The sequence below is a fragment of the Streptomyces sp. SID5910 genome (assembly GCF_009862125.1).
GTDB lineage: Bacteria > Actinomycetota > Actinomycetes > Streptomycetales > Streptomycetaceae > Streptomyces.
The window spans coordinates 1-13,305 of the sequence record NZ_WWHX01000881.1 but is presented as its reverse complement, the minus strand read 5'-3'; the positions used below and the strand labels follow the sequence as shown (position 1 = coordinate 13,305).

Here is a 13,305-nt window from a genome sequence, read left to right as displayed (position 1 = left end):
GAGGACGGTCCACCAGGCGACCACCTCGGTCACCGCGAGGAGTGCTCCGCGCCCCGTCACACGCCACCTCCACGGTCTTCCTCGCGCCCCGGGGGCCGCTACCGCCCGCCGCGCCGGACTTGCTCGTGTTCGTCCCGCCTTCGCCGGTCATCCAAGCACCGCCCGCGGGGCACCGGGCGGCGGCGCGCTGTCGGTCCCCCGCCCGGAGTGCCCGCGAGCGCGGGAAAACCGGGGGCGGCGCCCGGCCGGCCCGGTGAACGCCCCGGCATCCTCGGCGGGTTCGCGGGTAACCGCCCATGCACGCGGGGAAGTTGACGACTGGAGGACCGAATGGCTCGCGCCGCCTCACGAACGAGTTCCCTGTTGCGCCCCCGTGCCGCGAAGGCGCGGGACGCCGACCGGCGCGAACGGCGCCCGCTCGCCCTCCCGCTGCGCCTGCTGGCGATGGCGTGCGCGTTCGTGTTCATGGTGGCGTTCGCGGTGGTGCTGGCCCGGCTGACGCTGAACCCGTCCCCCGCCTCCGAGGCGCTGACGCACACCAACATGCATCCCGGCCGCTCGCTGCGGGCCTATCTGGACCAGCCCGCGCTGCGCGACGCGGTGAAGCAGGTCGGCGGCAACATACTGCTGGGCGTCCCCTTCGGTGTCCTGGTCCCGGTGGTCGCGCCGCGCACGCGCGGTGTGCTGCGGGTGCTGCTGCTGACCGCCGTGGTGATGCTGCTGGTGGAGTTCGCGCAGGGCGCCCTGGTGACCGGGCGGGCGTTCGACATCGACGACGTGATCCTCAACAGCGCGGGCGCGCTGATCGGTTATCTGCTCCTGGGCCGGCGGACGAGCCGCGCGGTGCACGCGCGCCGACCCCGCGACTGAGCGGGGCGCCGGGTCCTCTCCGAGTGCCGGGTCCGTCCCCGCCTCCCTCTTCCGGGACCCTCTCCCGGGATGTGAACAGGTGGTCCGTACCAAAGTATTGACGGGCACTTACCTCACTCCTTAAATCAAGGGGCGACACCCCTACCCCCCACCTCTGCCGGCGCTCCCGCCACGGGACGCCGTACGGAAGGGAGAGCCGTGGCCCGCCCACTTCTGCTCCGCAGATGTCTCCTCGCCGCCGCCCTGTCCGCCGGACTGGCCGCGTCACTCGTGACCGGCACCGCCGGTGCGCAGCCCGAGGCCGCCGGGGCCGCCGCCGACGCGGCCGCCGCCGTGACGTTCTCCGACACCTTCGACGGCCCGGCCGGCGCGGCCGTCGACGCGTCGAAGTGGCAGATCGAGACCGGCGACAACGTCAACAACCACGAGCGGCAGTACTACACGTCCGGCAACAAGAACGCGGCCCTGGACGGCCAGGGCCACCTGGTCATCACGGCCCGCAAGGAGAACCCGGCCAACTACCAGTGCTGGTACGGCACCTGCCAGTACACCTCGGCCCGGCTCAACACCTCCGGGAAGTTCACCGCGCAGTACGGGCACGTCGAGGCGCGGATGAAGATACCGCGCGGCCAGGGCATGTGGCCGGCCTTCTGGATGCTCGGCACACCGGTCAACTGGCCGGACTCGGGCGAGATCGACATCATGGAGAACGTCGGCTTCGAGCCCTCCACCGTCCACGGCACCATCCACGGTCCCGGCTACTCCGGCTCGGGCGGCATCGGCGCCGGCTACACCCTGCCGGGCGGCCAGGCCTTCGCCGACGCCTTCCACACCTTCGCCGTCGACTGGGCGCCCGACTCGATCACCTGGTCCGTGGACGGCAACGTCTACCAGACGCGCACGCCGGCCGATCTCGGCGGCAGGCAGTGGGTGTTCAACAAGCCGTTCTTCCTGATCCTCAATCTGGCGGTCGGCGGCTACTGGCCCGGCGACCCGGACGGCTCCACGGCCTTCCCGCAGACACTGGTGGTCGACCACGTGTCGGTGACGACGAGCGACTCGGGGACGGGCGGCGGCGGCGCGATCCGCGGCCTGGCCGGCAAGTGCGTGGACGTCGCCGCCGCGAACACCGCCAACGGCACCCCGGTGCAGCTCTACGACTGCAACGGCACCGCCGCCCAGCGGTGGACGGTGGGCTCCGACGGCACGATCAGGGCGCTCGGCAAGTGCCTGGACGTCGACGCGGGCGGCACCGCGGACGGCACGGTCGTCCAGCTGTGGGACTGCAACGGCAGCGCCGCCCAGCGCTGGGTCGTCACCGCCGCGCGCGACATCGTCAATCCGCAGGCCGACAAGTGCCTCGACGTCACCGGCAACAGCTCGGCCAACGGCACCCGGTTGCAGATCTGGACCTGCACGGGCGGCGCCAACCAGAAGTGGACGGTCGGCTGACGCGGGACCGCCAGCCGGGGGCCCGTCCGCGGGCCCCCGGAGTTCTCAGCGGTGTTCTCAGCCGGTGCGCAGGACCCGGAAGCGACCGGGTTCCGCCGGATCCCGGTCGACGACCTGGATCGGCGCCCACGTCCACTGCCAGACGCTGATGCCCGGCGCGCGCGAGAACCGGATCTGCCCGCGGGTGCCCTCGGCCTCGATCCGCGGCCAGGCCTCGGCCGTGCGCGCCCGGTCCGTGCCGTGGGCGCGCAGCAGTTCGGCGAGGACGACGACGGCGTCGTAGCCCTCGAAGGCGACGAAGGACGGCGCCTCGGCCAGCCGCTCGCGCAGGGCCGGCTCGACGCGGGCACCGAGCGGGCCGAGCCGTTCGGGCAGGTAGCGCAGGAACGGGACGCCTGCGCCGTCGTCGCCCAGCGCCGCCGCCCACGTGGCGAACTCCGGCTGTCCGGCGGGGGCGCCGATCAGGACGTGGCCGAGGCGCCGGTCGCGGCGGACGGCCCTGACGAGCGACACGACCGGCTCCGGGTGGCCGGCCAGCAGCAGGAGGGCCGTCGCCTGCTGGGCGGCGAGTTCGTCGCACACGGCCGTCGGATCCAGCGTGCTCAGGTCGAGCTCGACGACCGAGCCGCCGTGCGGGGCGAGGTGGTCCCGCAGGATGCGGGTCCCCGACGCCCAGTAGAGGCTCGGCTGGGCCGCGACGGCGATCCGGCGGTGTCCCGCGTCGAGAAGGTGGTCCGCGTACAGGCGCCAGCCCCGGGACTGCGCCGGGGGAAGGCGGGCGACGTGGTCCGTCGGCCCGTCGGTGAGCGCGTCGAGCACCGCCGACGAGCACAGGAACGGCAGGCCGAGGGCGTCGGCCCGGCCGGCGGCGGCGCGGGCGACGACGCTGTGGTACTCCCCCGCCAGGGCGGCCACACCGAGGCCGGCCAGTTCCTCGACGGCCGCCACGGCCCGGTCGGGGTCGGCCGCGGTGTCCCGGACGATCAGTTCGAGCGGTTTTCCGAGGATCCCGCCGGCGTCGTTGACCTCGCGCACGGCCAGTTCCATCCCGGCGAGCAGATGCCGGCCCGCCTCCGTCCAGCCGGGCGGGGTGAGCGGAGCGAGCGCTCCGATCCGGACACTCGTCCCGTCCCGGCCTACCGGGCGCACCTGGGTGATCATGCCGGCCATTGCATCCGCCGGCGTCACCGGCGGGCAACCGATTATCCGTTCACCGGACTGCCGGACTGCCGGACAGTCGGACCGTCGGGTCGGGCCTAGCGCGGCGTCCAGGTGAACTTGTCCCCGCCGACCCAGCGGACCACGTCGGGGTCGTCCAGGTCGTGGACCTTGATGCCGAAGGCGGCGGCGGCCTCCAGGACGTCGATGACGGTCGTCGCCTCTCCGACCACCTGTCCGTCGATCTCCACGATCCGGAACGGCGGCGTGCCCGGCTGTACCCCGAGCACGAGGATCCGCGGACTGCCGATGTGCGGGCTCGCGATTTCGGTCATGACTAGAGGGTAGGCCGCAAACCCGGGAAGCGGCCTCCAGGGCGCCGCGTTCAGGGGCCGCCGCGTCTGGTGCACCGCGTCAGTGGCGTCACGTCTGGGCCACCGCGTCAGGGCCGCCGCCAGTCGTCGCTCGTCAGGTGCGAGCCGGCCATCGGGCCCATGCGCAGCATCCCGCCGTCCACGCTCCAGGACGCGCCGGTGACGTACGACGCCTCGGGCCCGGCGAGGAAGGCGATGACGGCGGCGACCTCGCGGGCGTCGCCGGGACGGCCGAGCGGCACGCCGGGGCGATGCTCGGTGTGCGGGTCGGTGTCCTCCTGACCGGTCATCGGGGTGGCGATCTCGCCCGGGGCCACCGCGTTCACGGTGATGCCGTGCTCGGCCAGCTCGATCGCCATGACCTGGGTGAGCAGGCCGAGGCCGCCCTTGGCCGCGCAGTACGGCGCGGCGCCCACCCGCGGCTGGTGCTCGTGCACGGACGTCACGTTGACGATCCGGCCGCCGTCGCCCTGGCGGATCATGCGCCGGGCCGCGTTCTGCCCGCACAGGAAGGGCCCGGCCAGGTCGACGTCCAGGACGCGGCGCAGGTCCTCCAGGCCGAGGTCGAGGAAGGGCGTCGCGGTGCCGGTGCCGGCGTTGTTGACGAGGACATCGATGCGGCCGAGCCGTTCGCACAGCGCGTCCACCGTGTCGGCGGCCCCGGGCAGCCGGGTCAGGTCGACGTGGGCGACCTCGGCACGGCGGCCGAGGGCCCGGACCTCCTCGGCGGTCCGCTCGGCGCCCTTCTCGTCGGTGTGCCAGGTGATGCCGACGTCCATGCCCGCCTCGGCCAGGCGTACGGCGGTGGCGCGGCCGATACCCGAGTCGGAACCGGTGACGACGGCCACCCTGGTGTCGGTCGGCGTGGGACTGGGCACGGGCGGCCTCCTCGTCGGGGCGGACGGTGTGACGGGGCATCGCAGTACCCGGAGGCCGCCCGGACAAACCGCCGGGCCCGTCGTGCGGTCCCCGGCCCGCTGGGGAACCCTGGAGGTGCCGGAGGAGGAGGTGGCGATGGATCCCGTTCGGGCGCTGGACCGGATCGCCTTCCTGCTGGAGCGGTCGCAGGCGCCGACGTACCGGGTCCGCGCCTTCCGCACCGCGGCCCGGGTGCTCGGCGAGCTGCCCGAGGCCGAGCTGCGCGAGCGGGCGGAGGCCGGTTCGCTGGAGTCCCTGAAGGGGGTCGGCCCGAAGACGGCGCAGGTCGCGCGGGAGGCGCTGGCCGGGCAGGTCCCCGGCTACCTGGAGAAGCTGGAGGGCGAGGCCGACGTCCCGCTCGCCCACGGGGGCGAGGAGCTGCGGGCCCTGCTGCGCGGTGACTGCCATCTGCACTCCGACTGGTCGGACGGCGGCAGCCCGATCGAGGAGATGGGCCGGGCCGCGGCGGCGCTCGGACACGAGTGGGCGGCCCTGACCGACCACTCGCCCCGGCTGACGGTGGCCCGCGGCCTGTCCCCCGAGCGGCTGCGCGAGCAGCTGGACGTGGTGGCGGAGCTGAACGGGACGTGGGCGCCGTTCCGGCTGCTGACCGGCATCGAGTGCGACATCCTCGAGGACGGCTCGCTGGACCAGGAACCGGAGCTGCTGGAGCGGCTCGACGTCGTCGTGGTGTCCGTGCACTCCAAACTGCGGATGGACGCCCGCTCGATGACCCGCCGCATGGTCGCCGCCGTCCGCGATCCGCACGCGGACGTCCTCGGGCACTGCACCGGGCGGCTGCTGACCGGCCGGGGCCGGCCGGAGTCGGAGTTCGACGCGGACGCCGTGTTCGCGGCCTGCGCGGAGTCCGGCACCGCCGTGGAGATCAACAGCCGGCCGGAACGGCTGGATCCGCCGCGGCGGCTGCTGCGCCGGGCGGTGGAGGCGGGCGTGCTGTTCTCCGTCGACACCGACGCGCACGCCCCCGGCCAGCTGGACTGGCAGATCCACGGCTGCGCCCGGGCCGAGGAGTGCGGGGTGCCCGCCGAGCGGGTCGTCACCACCTGGTCGCTGCACGAGCTGCTCGCCTGGACCCGGGAGGGCCGGCTGCCGGCCGGAGTGGCGGACGGCTGACGTGGTACCCGCCCGGCTCACGCGGCGAGAAGCGGCGCGGAGCAGCGAGAAGCAGCGCGAAGGCGACAAGCCGACAAGCCGACAAGAAGGGAACGGTGCATGGAACGGGCGGCCGTGTTCGACGTCGACGGAACCCTCGTCGACACCAATCATCTGCACGTGGTCACCTGGTGGGAGGCGTTCCGGCAGGCAGGTCACCGGGTGCCGATGCACGCCGTCCACCGGGCGGTGGGGCTGGCCTCCACCGACCTCATCGGCCATCTGCTGGGCGAGGACCGCGACAAGGACCAGGACGCGCAGCTCAGCGCCGCCCACAAGGCGCTGTACGGGCAGTACTTCGACCGGCTGCCCGCGCTGCCGGACGCCGGGAAGCTGCTGCGGCACCTGGCCGGCGGCGGCTGGACGGTCGTCCTCGCCACCTCGGCGGGCGGCGCGGAGCTGGGCGCGCTGCGGCGGGCGATCGACGCGGACGACGCGATCTCCGCGACCGCGAGCGCCGACGACGTCGACGCGGGAAAGCCCGCGCCGGAGCCGGTGGAGCACGCCCTGGAGCTCGCCGGGGTGCCGGCCGAGCGGGCGGTGTTCGTCGGCGACACGGTGTGGGACATGCGGGCGGGCAGCCGCGCCGGGGTGCGCTGCGTGGGCGTGCTGTGCGGCGGTCTGCCGCGCGCCGACCTGGAGGAGGCGGGCGCGGACGCGGTGTACGCGGACCCGGCCGACCTGCTGGCCTCCCTCGCGAAGAGCCCGCTGGCATGAGCCGCGCGGACAGGAGCACGCCCGGCGGCGCACGGCACGTATGACGGACGTGGGACACGAGCCCCGGCGAACGGCCGGGGACGACGGAGGGAACGGCGGGACGGGGCGCCGAGGGCGCTGGCGGACCGCGGCGGCGCAGGTGATCCGCGGAGCGCGGCCGGTGGACTGGGTACGGCGGGAGGCCGCGGCCGTCGGGCAAGCAGTCCTGGCCGCCTGGCGGGGCCCCGGCCGGGAACGCGACCTGGTCGTCCAGTCGCTGAAGGCCGCCGGGGCGGGGCTGCTCGCCTGGGCCGTGGCGGGCGTCTGGCTCGGCGACCCGATGGCGCTGATGGCTCCCTGGGTGGCGGTGGTCATCGTGCAGGCCACCGTGTACAGCTCCGTGCGCCAGGCCGGCCAGCTGTTCGGGGCGATCTGCCTCGGGTCGCTGGTGGCGTCCGGCGCCCAGGCGATCACGGACGACAACACTGGGGCACTGGCGCTCTCCCTGCCGTTGCTGATGCTGCTCGGGAACTGGTCGCGCTTCGGCCTCCAGGGCGTCTACGCGGCCACCACCGCGGTGTTCGTGCTGGCCGCGGGGACACCGGTCTCCGCGGCCGCGGTCGGGCACCGGGTGGGGCAGGCGGCGCTCGGCGCGGTCATCGGCGTCGCGGTGAACGCGTTCGTGCTGCCGCCGATCCATCTGCGCAACGTCCGGGAGAACCTCGCGGCGCTGGCCCGGGAGTCGGGCGACGTCCTGCACACCGTCGCCGGCGACCTGCGGGAGACCGAGTGGGACGCGCAGACGGCCGCCGGCTGGAACGGCGAGGCCGCGCGGCTCCAGCGGCGGGTGGAGGCGCTGGCGTCGGCCCGGTCCTGGAGCCGGGAGAGCCTGCGGCTGACGTCCGGCCCGCTGCGGGTGCTGCACCGGGCGCCGCCTCCCGCGCCGCCCGAGGAGGAGGACCAGCGCTGGACACGGGTCGCCGGCAACATCACGTCACTCACCCGGACGCTGTCGGTGGCGGCCGACGAGAACCGCACGCCGGCCACGCCGGAGGGCCCGGTCCTCGGCCTGTACGCGCGGCTGCTGAAGCTGATCGGCGACTCCTGCCACGTGGAGGCCGACCGGCTGCTGGGGCCGGGGGCGGAGCGCCGCCCGCAGGACGAGGAGGCCGCCGCGAAGGACGCCGAGGAGGCGACCGAGGAGACGGAGGAGACGATGGACGAGCTGCACCGGCAGTTGCAGCAGGGGATGCGGGAGCACGCCGGGCAGGGCGCCGCGCAGGCCTCGGTGCTGGGCGCGCTGCTGCTACAGGCCGAGAACCTGTGGGCCGAGATCGTTCCGGAGCCCCCGGACCAGTGACGCCAGAGCAGTGACGCCCGGAGCAGTGACGCTCGAACCCATGACAGTCGGACCCGTGACGCGGATCACCCCAAAACACGACAGACGGTGGAACACCGGGAGGGTGTGCTCCGTTGAAGAAGGCGTGGGTACGGATGGGACAGTGTCCCCGGGCCTCACCTGTAGCCCACAGGGACGATCGTTCGGCTGAAGCCCTGTGGAGCCCCTCGCCGAGAGGCGACCGCCATCCGTATCCACCACAGACCGCCCCGACCGTGATCCCCCCGTCCGGTCGGGGCTCTTCTTTGCCCGCGGCGCGGCGGGGTACCCGTGGCCTCCGACCTGGCAGGCGGACGGGAGGAGCGCAAGGTGAGCAGCACAGCGGGCAGCAGGATCGTGGTCACGGGTGCCACCGGCAACGTGGGCACCAGCGTGGTGAGACTCCTCTCGGAGGATCCCGAGGTCGGTTCGGTCCTGGGACTGGCCCGGCGGATCCCCGACTGGTCGCCGCCGAAGACGGAGTGGGCCGCCGTCGACCTGGCCTCCGATCTGGCCGACGCCGCCGGTCACTTCGCGGGGGCCGACGCGGTGATCCATCTGGCGTGGGCGTTCCAGCCGACGCACGATCCCGCGACGACCTGGCGCACGAACGTCCTCGGCTCGCTGCGGGTCTTCGAGGCGGTGGCCGCGGCCGGAGTGCCGACGCTGGTGCACGCCTCGTCGGTCGGCGCGTACTCGCCGGGGCCGAAGGAGCGCGCCGTGGACGAGTCATGGCCGACGCACGGCTGGCCGGACGCGGCGTACTGCCGGGAGAAGGCCTACCTGGAGCGGGCACTGGACACCTTCGAACGCGACCATCCGGGCATCCGGGTGGTGCGGATGCGGCCCGCCTTCCTCTTCAAGCGGCAGTCGGCGAGCGAGCAGCGACGGATCTTCGGCGGCAAGTACCTGCCCGGGCCGCTGGCCCGTCCGGAGCTGCTGCCGTTCCTGCCGGACGTCCCCGGGCTGCGGGTACAGGCGCTGCACACCGACGACGCGGCGGGCGCCTATCGTCTCGCGGTGCGCACGGAGGACGCCCGGGGCCCCTACAACCTGGCGGCCGATCCGCCGGTCGACGCGGCGCTGCTGGGCGAGATGACGGGCGCGCGTCCGGTGCGGCTGCCCCGCACGGCGGCCCGCTCGGCGATCGCCGCCGCGTGGGGGCTGCATCTGCTGCCGGCGTCCCCGCACCTGTTCGACGCGGTGCTGCGGCTCCCGCTCATGGACTGCACGCGGGCGCGGGCGGAGCTCGGCTGGCGTCCGGTGCACACGGCGACGGAGGTGCTGGAGGAGTTCCTGCTGGGACTTCGGCAGGGCGCGGGCGCGGCGACGGAACCGCTGCGGGGGCGCAAGGTCGGCTGACCTCCGGGCACGGGACGGCCGGCCGGGGTGGATCGGATCCGCCCCGGCCGGCCGTCGGTGCTCGTCGGCCGGTGTCCGCCGGCCCGGGGGCTCGTCAGCCGGACGACTCGTCGGGCACGGGGTGCTCAGGGTGCACGTTGCCCGAGTGCGGCGCGCCCTGCCGGCCCGTCCCGGCCTCGTCCGTGTCGGGGAGGTCGGTGTCGTCGGTGTCGGAGCCGTCGGTGTCGCCGGAGTCCGCCGGCTCGTCGCGGCCGGTCTCCTCGTCGCGGTCGGTGCCGTCGCCGTCGTCCGTGTCGTCGCGGGGCTCCTGCCGCGCACTGGCGGGTGCGGCCTCCCAGGGGTCCTCGCCGGCGCCGGCCTGCTGGTCCGGCAGGTCCCGCGGCACGGGGGCACCGTTCTCGCCCGGTCCTTCGAGGCGGTGGTCGGTCACGGCGCTCTCCCTCCGGTGGTTCCGCCGGGTCGTTTCGAGCGTCGCCGGGTACCTCCGCGGGGGCCGGCGAAACCTCAGTGCGGCGCCCGTTCGTCCAGTGCCGTGCGCCAGGCGGGGAGCGGGTTCTCGGGCGCGGGCTCGGGGCGCCGGCCGCCGCGGGCGAAGAAGTCGGCCAGCGGCAGGATCGCGGCGCCGACGGTGACCGCGTCCGGGCCGAGCCGGCCGAGGTCCACGGTCACCTTCCGGGCCGGGTGGCGCAGCGCGTACGACACCGCGTGGCGGCGTACGGCGGGCAGGAAGCGGGTGCCGAGCTGGAGGCCCGCCCAGCCGCCGATGAGGATGCGCTCGGGCTGGAAGAGGTTGATCAGGTCGGACAGGCCGGCGCCCAGGTACTCGGCGGTCTCCTCCAGGACGGCGGCCGCGACCGGGTCGGCGGTGCCGCCGTCGGGCGGGTAGGCGGCGGCCAGCAGGGAGGTGAGGGCCGTCTCCTCGTCGGTGCCCTCGGGCACCCGGCCGCCCTCCTCGCGCCAGCGGGCCAGCAGGGACTCGGCGCCCGCGTAGGCCTCCAGGCAGCCGAGCGCGCCGCAGCGGCAGCGGCGTCCGCGGACCCGGACCGTCAGGTGCCCCCACTCGACCGCGCGGCCGTGCTCGACCTCGGGGGTGACGAGGCAGGCGCCGACGCCGGAGCCGAAGAGGACGACGATCGCGTTGCGGGCGCCGCGTCCGGCGCCGAACCACATCTCGGCCTGGCCGAGGGTCTTGGCGCCGTTGTCGATGAAGTACGGGACGGTGTCGGGCAGCGGGGAGCCGGCGCGCAGCAGGGCCTCCAGCGGGACGGCGTCCCAGCCGATGGTCTGGCCGTGGACGACGGCACCGCGGTCGGGGGTGTGCTCGACGATGCCGGGGACGCCGATCCCCACGCCGAGCAGCCGCTCGGGCGCGAGGCGGGCGGCGGCCAGCACCTCGGCGACGCCCTCGCGGATGTGGTCGACGATGACCTCGACCTCGTAGCGCTGCTGGGTCAGCGGGCGTTCGGCGCGGGCGAGCTCGGTGAGGGTCAGGTCGAACAGCTCGACGCGCACCCTGGTCTCGCCGACGTCCACGCCGATCATGTGGCCGCTGCCGGGCGCCACGCGCAGCAGGGTGCGGGGCCTGCCGCCGTCGGAGTCGACGCTGCCGGCCTCCTCCACCAGGCCGTCGCCGACCAGGTCGGCGACGACGTTGCTGACGGAGCCGGAGCTCAGCCCCGTCGCGGGGCCCAGCTCGAAGCGGCTGAGCGGCCCGTCGAAGTAGAGCCGCTGGAGTACGGCCGTACGGTTGGCCCGCCTGAGGTCGCGCACCGTGCGCCCGTTCCGCCCCGCCATATGGCTCCTCCCGCCGTGCCCGACCAGCAACATACCCCCGCCGGCCCGCCGCCCGCGACTTTCCTCTGCCCTTAATTCAGGCTGTGAACTGCCTGAACGCTCCCAGTCCGGCCCGCGCTCGGGCCGTCGTACGCGAAATCCGTTGGCTCTTCCGCCGCCCGGCTATTTACCCTAGGCAGGAACCTAGGACCCCTAGGTTCGACTTCCCCGGACCGACGATCACACCCCGAGGCCTCCCATGAGAACACTCACCGAGCGGGACATCCGCGACTCCTTCGTCAACTGCTCGAAGGGCGAGGCGAAGCGGCTGGCCGTTCCCCGCGACCTCGACGAGCGCCCGTGGGAGCACCTGGACTTCCTGGGCTGGCGGGATCCCGGAGCGCCCGACCGGAGCTATCTGGTCACCGAGCATGGCGGGCGCCTCGTCGGGGTCGCGCTGCGCTTCCAGCAGGCCCGGCCCGGCTTCTTCCACCGCAGCATGTGCTCGCTGTGCCTGACCACCCATCCGCGGGGCGGCGTGTCGCTGATGACCGCGCGCAAGGCGGGCCCGGCCGGCCGCGAGGGCAACTCGGTCGGCCTGTACATGTGCACCGACCTGGCCTGTTCCCTGTACCTGCGGGGCAGGAAGCTGCCGGAGACGGGCGCCCGTTTCGAGGAGAGCCTCACCCTGGAGGAGCAGATCGCGCGGACCACGGGCCATCTGTCGGCCTTCCTCGCGAAGATCACCGGCTGACCCGCCCGTTCCGGGTGCATCGGGGCGGCTTCCCGGCGCGTGAGAGGCGTTTTGACCGCCTGCGTCCGGTTACCGTCTGTCCGGATACGTTCGATGCGCCTGGGGAAGGGGAACAGCCCGAGGATGCTGGATGTACGTGAGACGGTGGCGTCCGGGGCGCGCGAGGCGAAGCGCCTGGTGAAGGACCCGATGGTCGTGCAGGCGCTGCGCTCGGCCGCGGCGGCCTCGATCGCCTATGTGATCGCGGTGCGGCTGTCCCCCGACAAGTCGGCGGCGCCGCTCACCGCGCCGCTGACCGCACTGCTGGTCGTCCAGGTCACGCTGTACGCGACGCTGAAGATGAGCGTCCGACGTGTGAACGCGGTGGTGGCCGGTGTCCTGGTCGCCATCGTCTTCAGCGCGGTGGTGGGCTTGAGCTGGTGGAGCCTCGCGCTGGTGATCTTGGCGGCGCTCGGCGTCGGGCATCTGGTGCGGGCGCACGAGTTCGTGGCCGAGGTGGCGATCAGCGCGATGCTGGTCCTCGGCGTGACCTCGCACGGCACCCTGGCCTGGGCCCGGGTGGTGGAGACGCTGATCGGGGCCGTCGTCGGCCTGTCCTTCAACCTCCTCTTCGCTCCCCCGGTCTGGGTGGAGCAGGCCGGGGAGTCCATCGAGGGCCTGGCCCGGCGGGTGCGGCAGCTGATGCTGCGCATGGGTGAGGAGGCGGCGGGCGCCACGCCGTTCCACGAGGCGGCGGCCCGCCTGCACGAGGCCCGCCGCCTCGACCACGACATCGCCGAGGTGGACGAGGACCTGCGGCAGGCCGAGGACAGCCTGCGGCTCAATCCGCGCGTCCGGGAGGGCCTGCTGCACCGGGTGGTGCTGCGCACCGGTCTCGACACCCTGGAGATCTGCACGGTGGTACTGCGGGTCCTGGCGCGCACCTTCACCGACCTCGCGAAGGACCGCGAGCCGGATCCCCTGTTCCCGGCGGAGACGGGCGCGACGATCCAGCAGTTGCTGTCCGAGATCGCCGACGCCGTGGTCAGCTTCTCGGTGCTGGTGACCACCAGCGCCAGTGAGAACGCCGAGTCGGCGGAGGAACGGCTGAGCGCCGAGCTGCACCAGGCGGCGGTCACCCGGGACAAGCTGGCCCAGCTGCTGCTGGGCGAGATCCAGCGCGACGCCCGCCAGTGGCAGTTGCAGGGCGCGGTGCTGACCGAGGTCAACCGCATCATCGACGAGATGGACACCGAGCACCGCTCGCGCAGGCTCCTGGAGGAACTGGACCGCCACACGCGCGAGCAGCGGGAGAGGCGCCCCCGGCTGACGAGGGCGTGGGACCGGCTGCGCAAGGTGCCGCGGCCGCGCCGGAACCGGGGCGGCGCCGGGCATCGTTCTAAGTGACGGACGTTCTC

At 74.1% G+C, this 13,305-nt stretch carries 13 protein-coding genes; 8 read left to right on the top strand and 5 right to left on the bottom strand.

The features are described 5' to 3' along the window. The first annotated feature begins 330 nt into the window (after window positions 1-330). Window positions 331-870, top strand: a complete 540-nt coding sequence (locus GTW67_RS31120; protein ID WP_161168091.1) for a VanZ family protein — start codon at window positions 331-333, stop codon at window positions 868-870. A gap of 198 nt (window positions 871-1,068) precedes the next feature. Continuing rightward, window positions 1,069-2,322, top strand: a complete 1,254-nt coding sequence (locus tag GTW67_RS31115) for a ricin-type beta-trefoil lectin domain protein (protein WP_161168090.1) — start codon at window positions 1,069-1,071, stop codon at window positions 2,320-2,322. Between the two features lie 57 nt (window positions 2,323-2,379). Here the strand turns inward: GTW67_RS31115 and GTW67_RS31110 are convergent, their stop codons facing one another. From GTW67_RS31110 to GTW67_RS31100, 3 genes are all read right to left on the bottom strand, one after another. Continuing rightward, entirely contained in the window at window positions 2,380-3,483 is a 1,104-nt protein-coding gene (locus GTW67_RS31110) for an ABC transporter substrate-binding protein (RefSeq protein ID WP_161168089.1), read from the bottom strand. Between the two features lie 95 nt (window positions 3,484-3,578). Continuing rightward, complete coding sequence (locus GTW67_RS31105; protein ID WP_161168088.1) at window positions 3,579-3,815, bottom strand: hypothetical protein; 237 nt, start codon at window positions 3,813-3,815, stop codon at window positions 3,579-3,581. Window positions 3,816-3,922: 107 nt separating this feature from the next. Then, on the bottom strand, window positions 3,923-4,732 hold the full coding sequence (locus GTW67_RS31100; protein ID WP_161168087.1) for an SDR family oxidoreductase: 810 nt from the start codon (window positions 4,730-4,732) through the stop codon (window positions 3,923-3,925). A 136-nt stretch (window positions 4,733-4,868) separates the two neighbouring features. Between GTW67_RS31100 and GTW67_RS31095 the strand changes: the two genes are divergently transcribed. The 4 genes from GTW67_RS31095 (at window position 4,869) to GTW67_RS31080 (ending at window position 9,381) form a co-directional block, all read left to right on the top strand. Then, window positions 4,869-5,906 (top strand): PHP domain-containing protein, encoded by a 1,038-nt coding sequence (locus tag GTW67_RS31095; RefSeq protein ID WP_161168086.1) that lies wholly within the window; start codon window positions 4,869-4,871, stop codon window positions 5,904-5,906. 99 nt (window positions 5,907-6,005) lie between these two features. After that, window positions 6,006-6,662 (top strand): HAD family hydrolase, encoded by a 657-nt coding sequence (locus GTW67_RS31090; protein ID WP_161168085.1) that lies wholly within the window; start codon window positions 6,006-6,008, stop codon window positions 6,660-6,662. Between the two features lie 160 nt (window positions 6,663-6,822). Further along, window positions 6,823-8,001, top strand: coding sequence for an FUSC family protein (locus GTW67_RS31085; RefSeq protein WP_161168084.1), 1,179 nt, complete (start codon window positions 6,823-6,825; stop codon window positions 7,999-8,001). Between the two features lie 348 nt (window positions 8,002-8,349). After that, window positions 8,350-9,381: an NAD-dependent epimerase/dehydratase family protein gene (locus tag GTW67_RS31080; RefSeq protein WP_161168083.1), complete on the top strand. Its 1,032-nt coding sequence runs from the start codon at window positions 8,350-8,352 to the stop codon at window positions 9,379-9,381. Window positions 9,382-9,475: 94 nt separating this feature from the next. Here GTW67_RS31080 and GTW67_RS31075 read toward each other — a convergent pair whose 3' ends face one another. Both GTW67_RS31075 and GTW67_RS31070 read right to left on the bottom strand, forming a co-directional pair. Further along, window positions 9,476-9,811 (bottom strand): hypothetical protein, encoded by a 336-nt coding sequence (locus GTW67_RS31075; protein WP_161168082.1) that lies wholly within the window; start codon window positions 9,809-9,811, stop codon window positions 9,476-9,478. A gap of 74 nt (window positions 9,812-9,885) precedes the next feature. Then, window positions 9,886-11,175, bottom strand: coding sequence for an ROK family transcriptional regulator (locus GTW67_RS31070; RefSeq protein ID WP_161168081.1), 1,290 nt, complete (start codon window positions 11,173-11,175; stop codon window positions 9,886-9,888). Between the two features lie 238 nt (window positions 11,176-11,413). Here GTW67_RS31070 and GTW67_RS31065 point away from each other — a divergent pair, with 238 nt between their 5' ends. Then, entirely contained in the window at window positions 11,414-11,908 is a 495-nt protein-coding gene (locus GTW67_RS31065) for an FBP domain-containing protein (RefSeq protein ID WP_161168080.1), read from the top strand. Between the two features lie 123 nt (window positions 11,909-12,031). Further along, the gene (locus GTW67_RS31060; protein WP_161168079.1) at window positions 12,032-13,294 is read left to right on the top strand and encodes an FUSC family protein; all 1,263 of its coding nucleotides are present in this window, start codon (window positions 12,032-12,034) and stop codon (window positions 13,292-13,294) included. Window positions 13,295-13,305 lie beyond the last annotated feature (11 nt).

Coding starts and splice junctions, on each gene's coding strand:
- GTW67_RS31120 (WP_161168091.1), top strand. CDS start 331: ATGGCTCGCGCCGCCTCACGAACGAGTTCCCTGTTGCGCCCCCGTGCC.
- GTW67_RS31110 (WP_161168089.1), bottom strand. CDS start 3,483: ATGATCACCCAGGTGCGCCCGGTAGGCCGGGACGGGACGAGTGTCCGG.
- GTW67_RS31105 (WP_161168088.1), bottom strand. CDS start 3,815: ATGACCGAAATCGCGAGCCCGCACATCGGCAGTCCGCGGATCCTCGTG.
- GTW67_RS31095 (WP_161168086.1), top strand. CDS start 4,869: ATGGATCCCGTTCGGGCGCTGGACCGGATCGCCTTCCTGCTGGAGCGG.
- GTW67_RS31090 (WP_161168085.1), top strand. CDS start 6,006: ATGGAACGGGCGGCCGTGTTCGACGTCGACGGAACCCTCGTCGACACC.
- GTW67_RS31070 (WP_161168081.1), bottom strand. CDS start 11,175: ATGGCGGGGCGGAACGGGCGCACGGTGCGCGACCTCAGGCGGGCCAAC.
- GTW67_RS31065 (WP_161168080.1), top strand. CDS start 11,414: ATGAGAACACTCACCGAGCGGGACATCCGCGACTCCTTCGTCAACTGC.
- GTW67_RS31060 (WP_161168079.1), top strand. CDS start 12,032: ATGCTGGATGTACGTGAGACGGTGGCGTCCGGGGCGCGCGAGGCGAAG.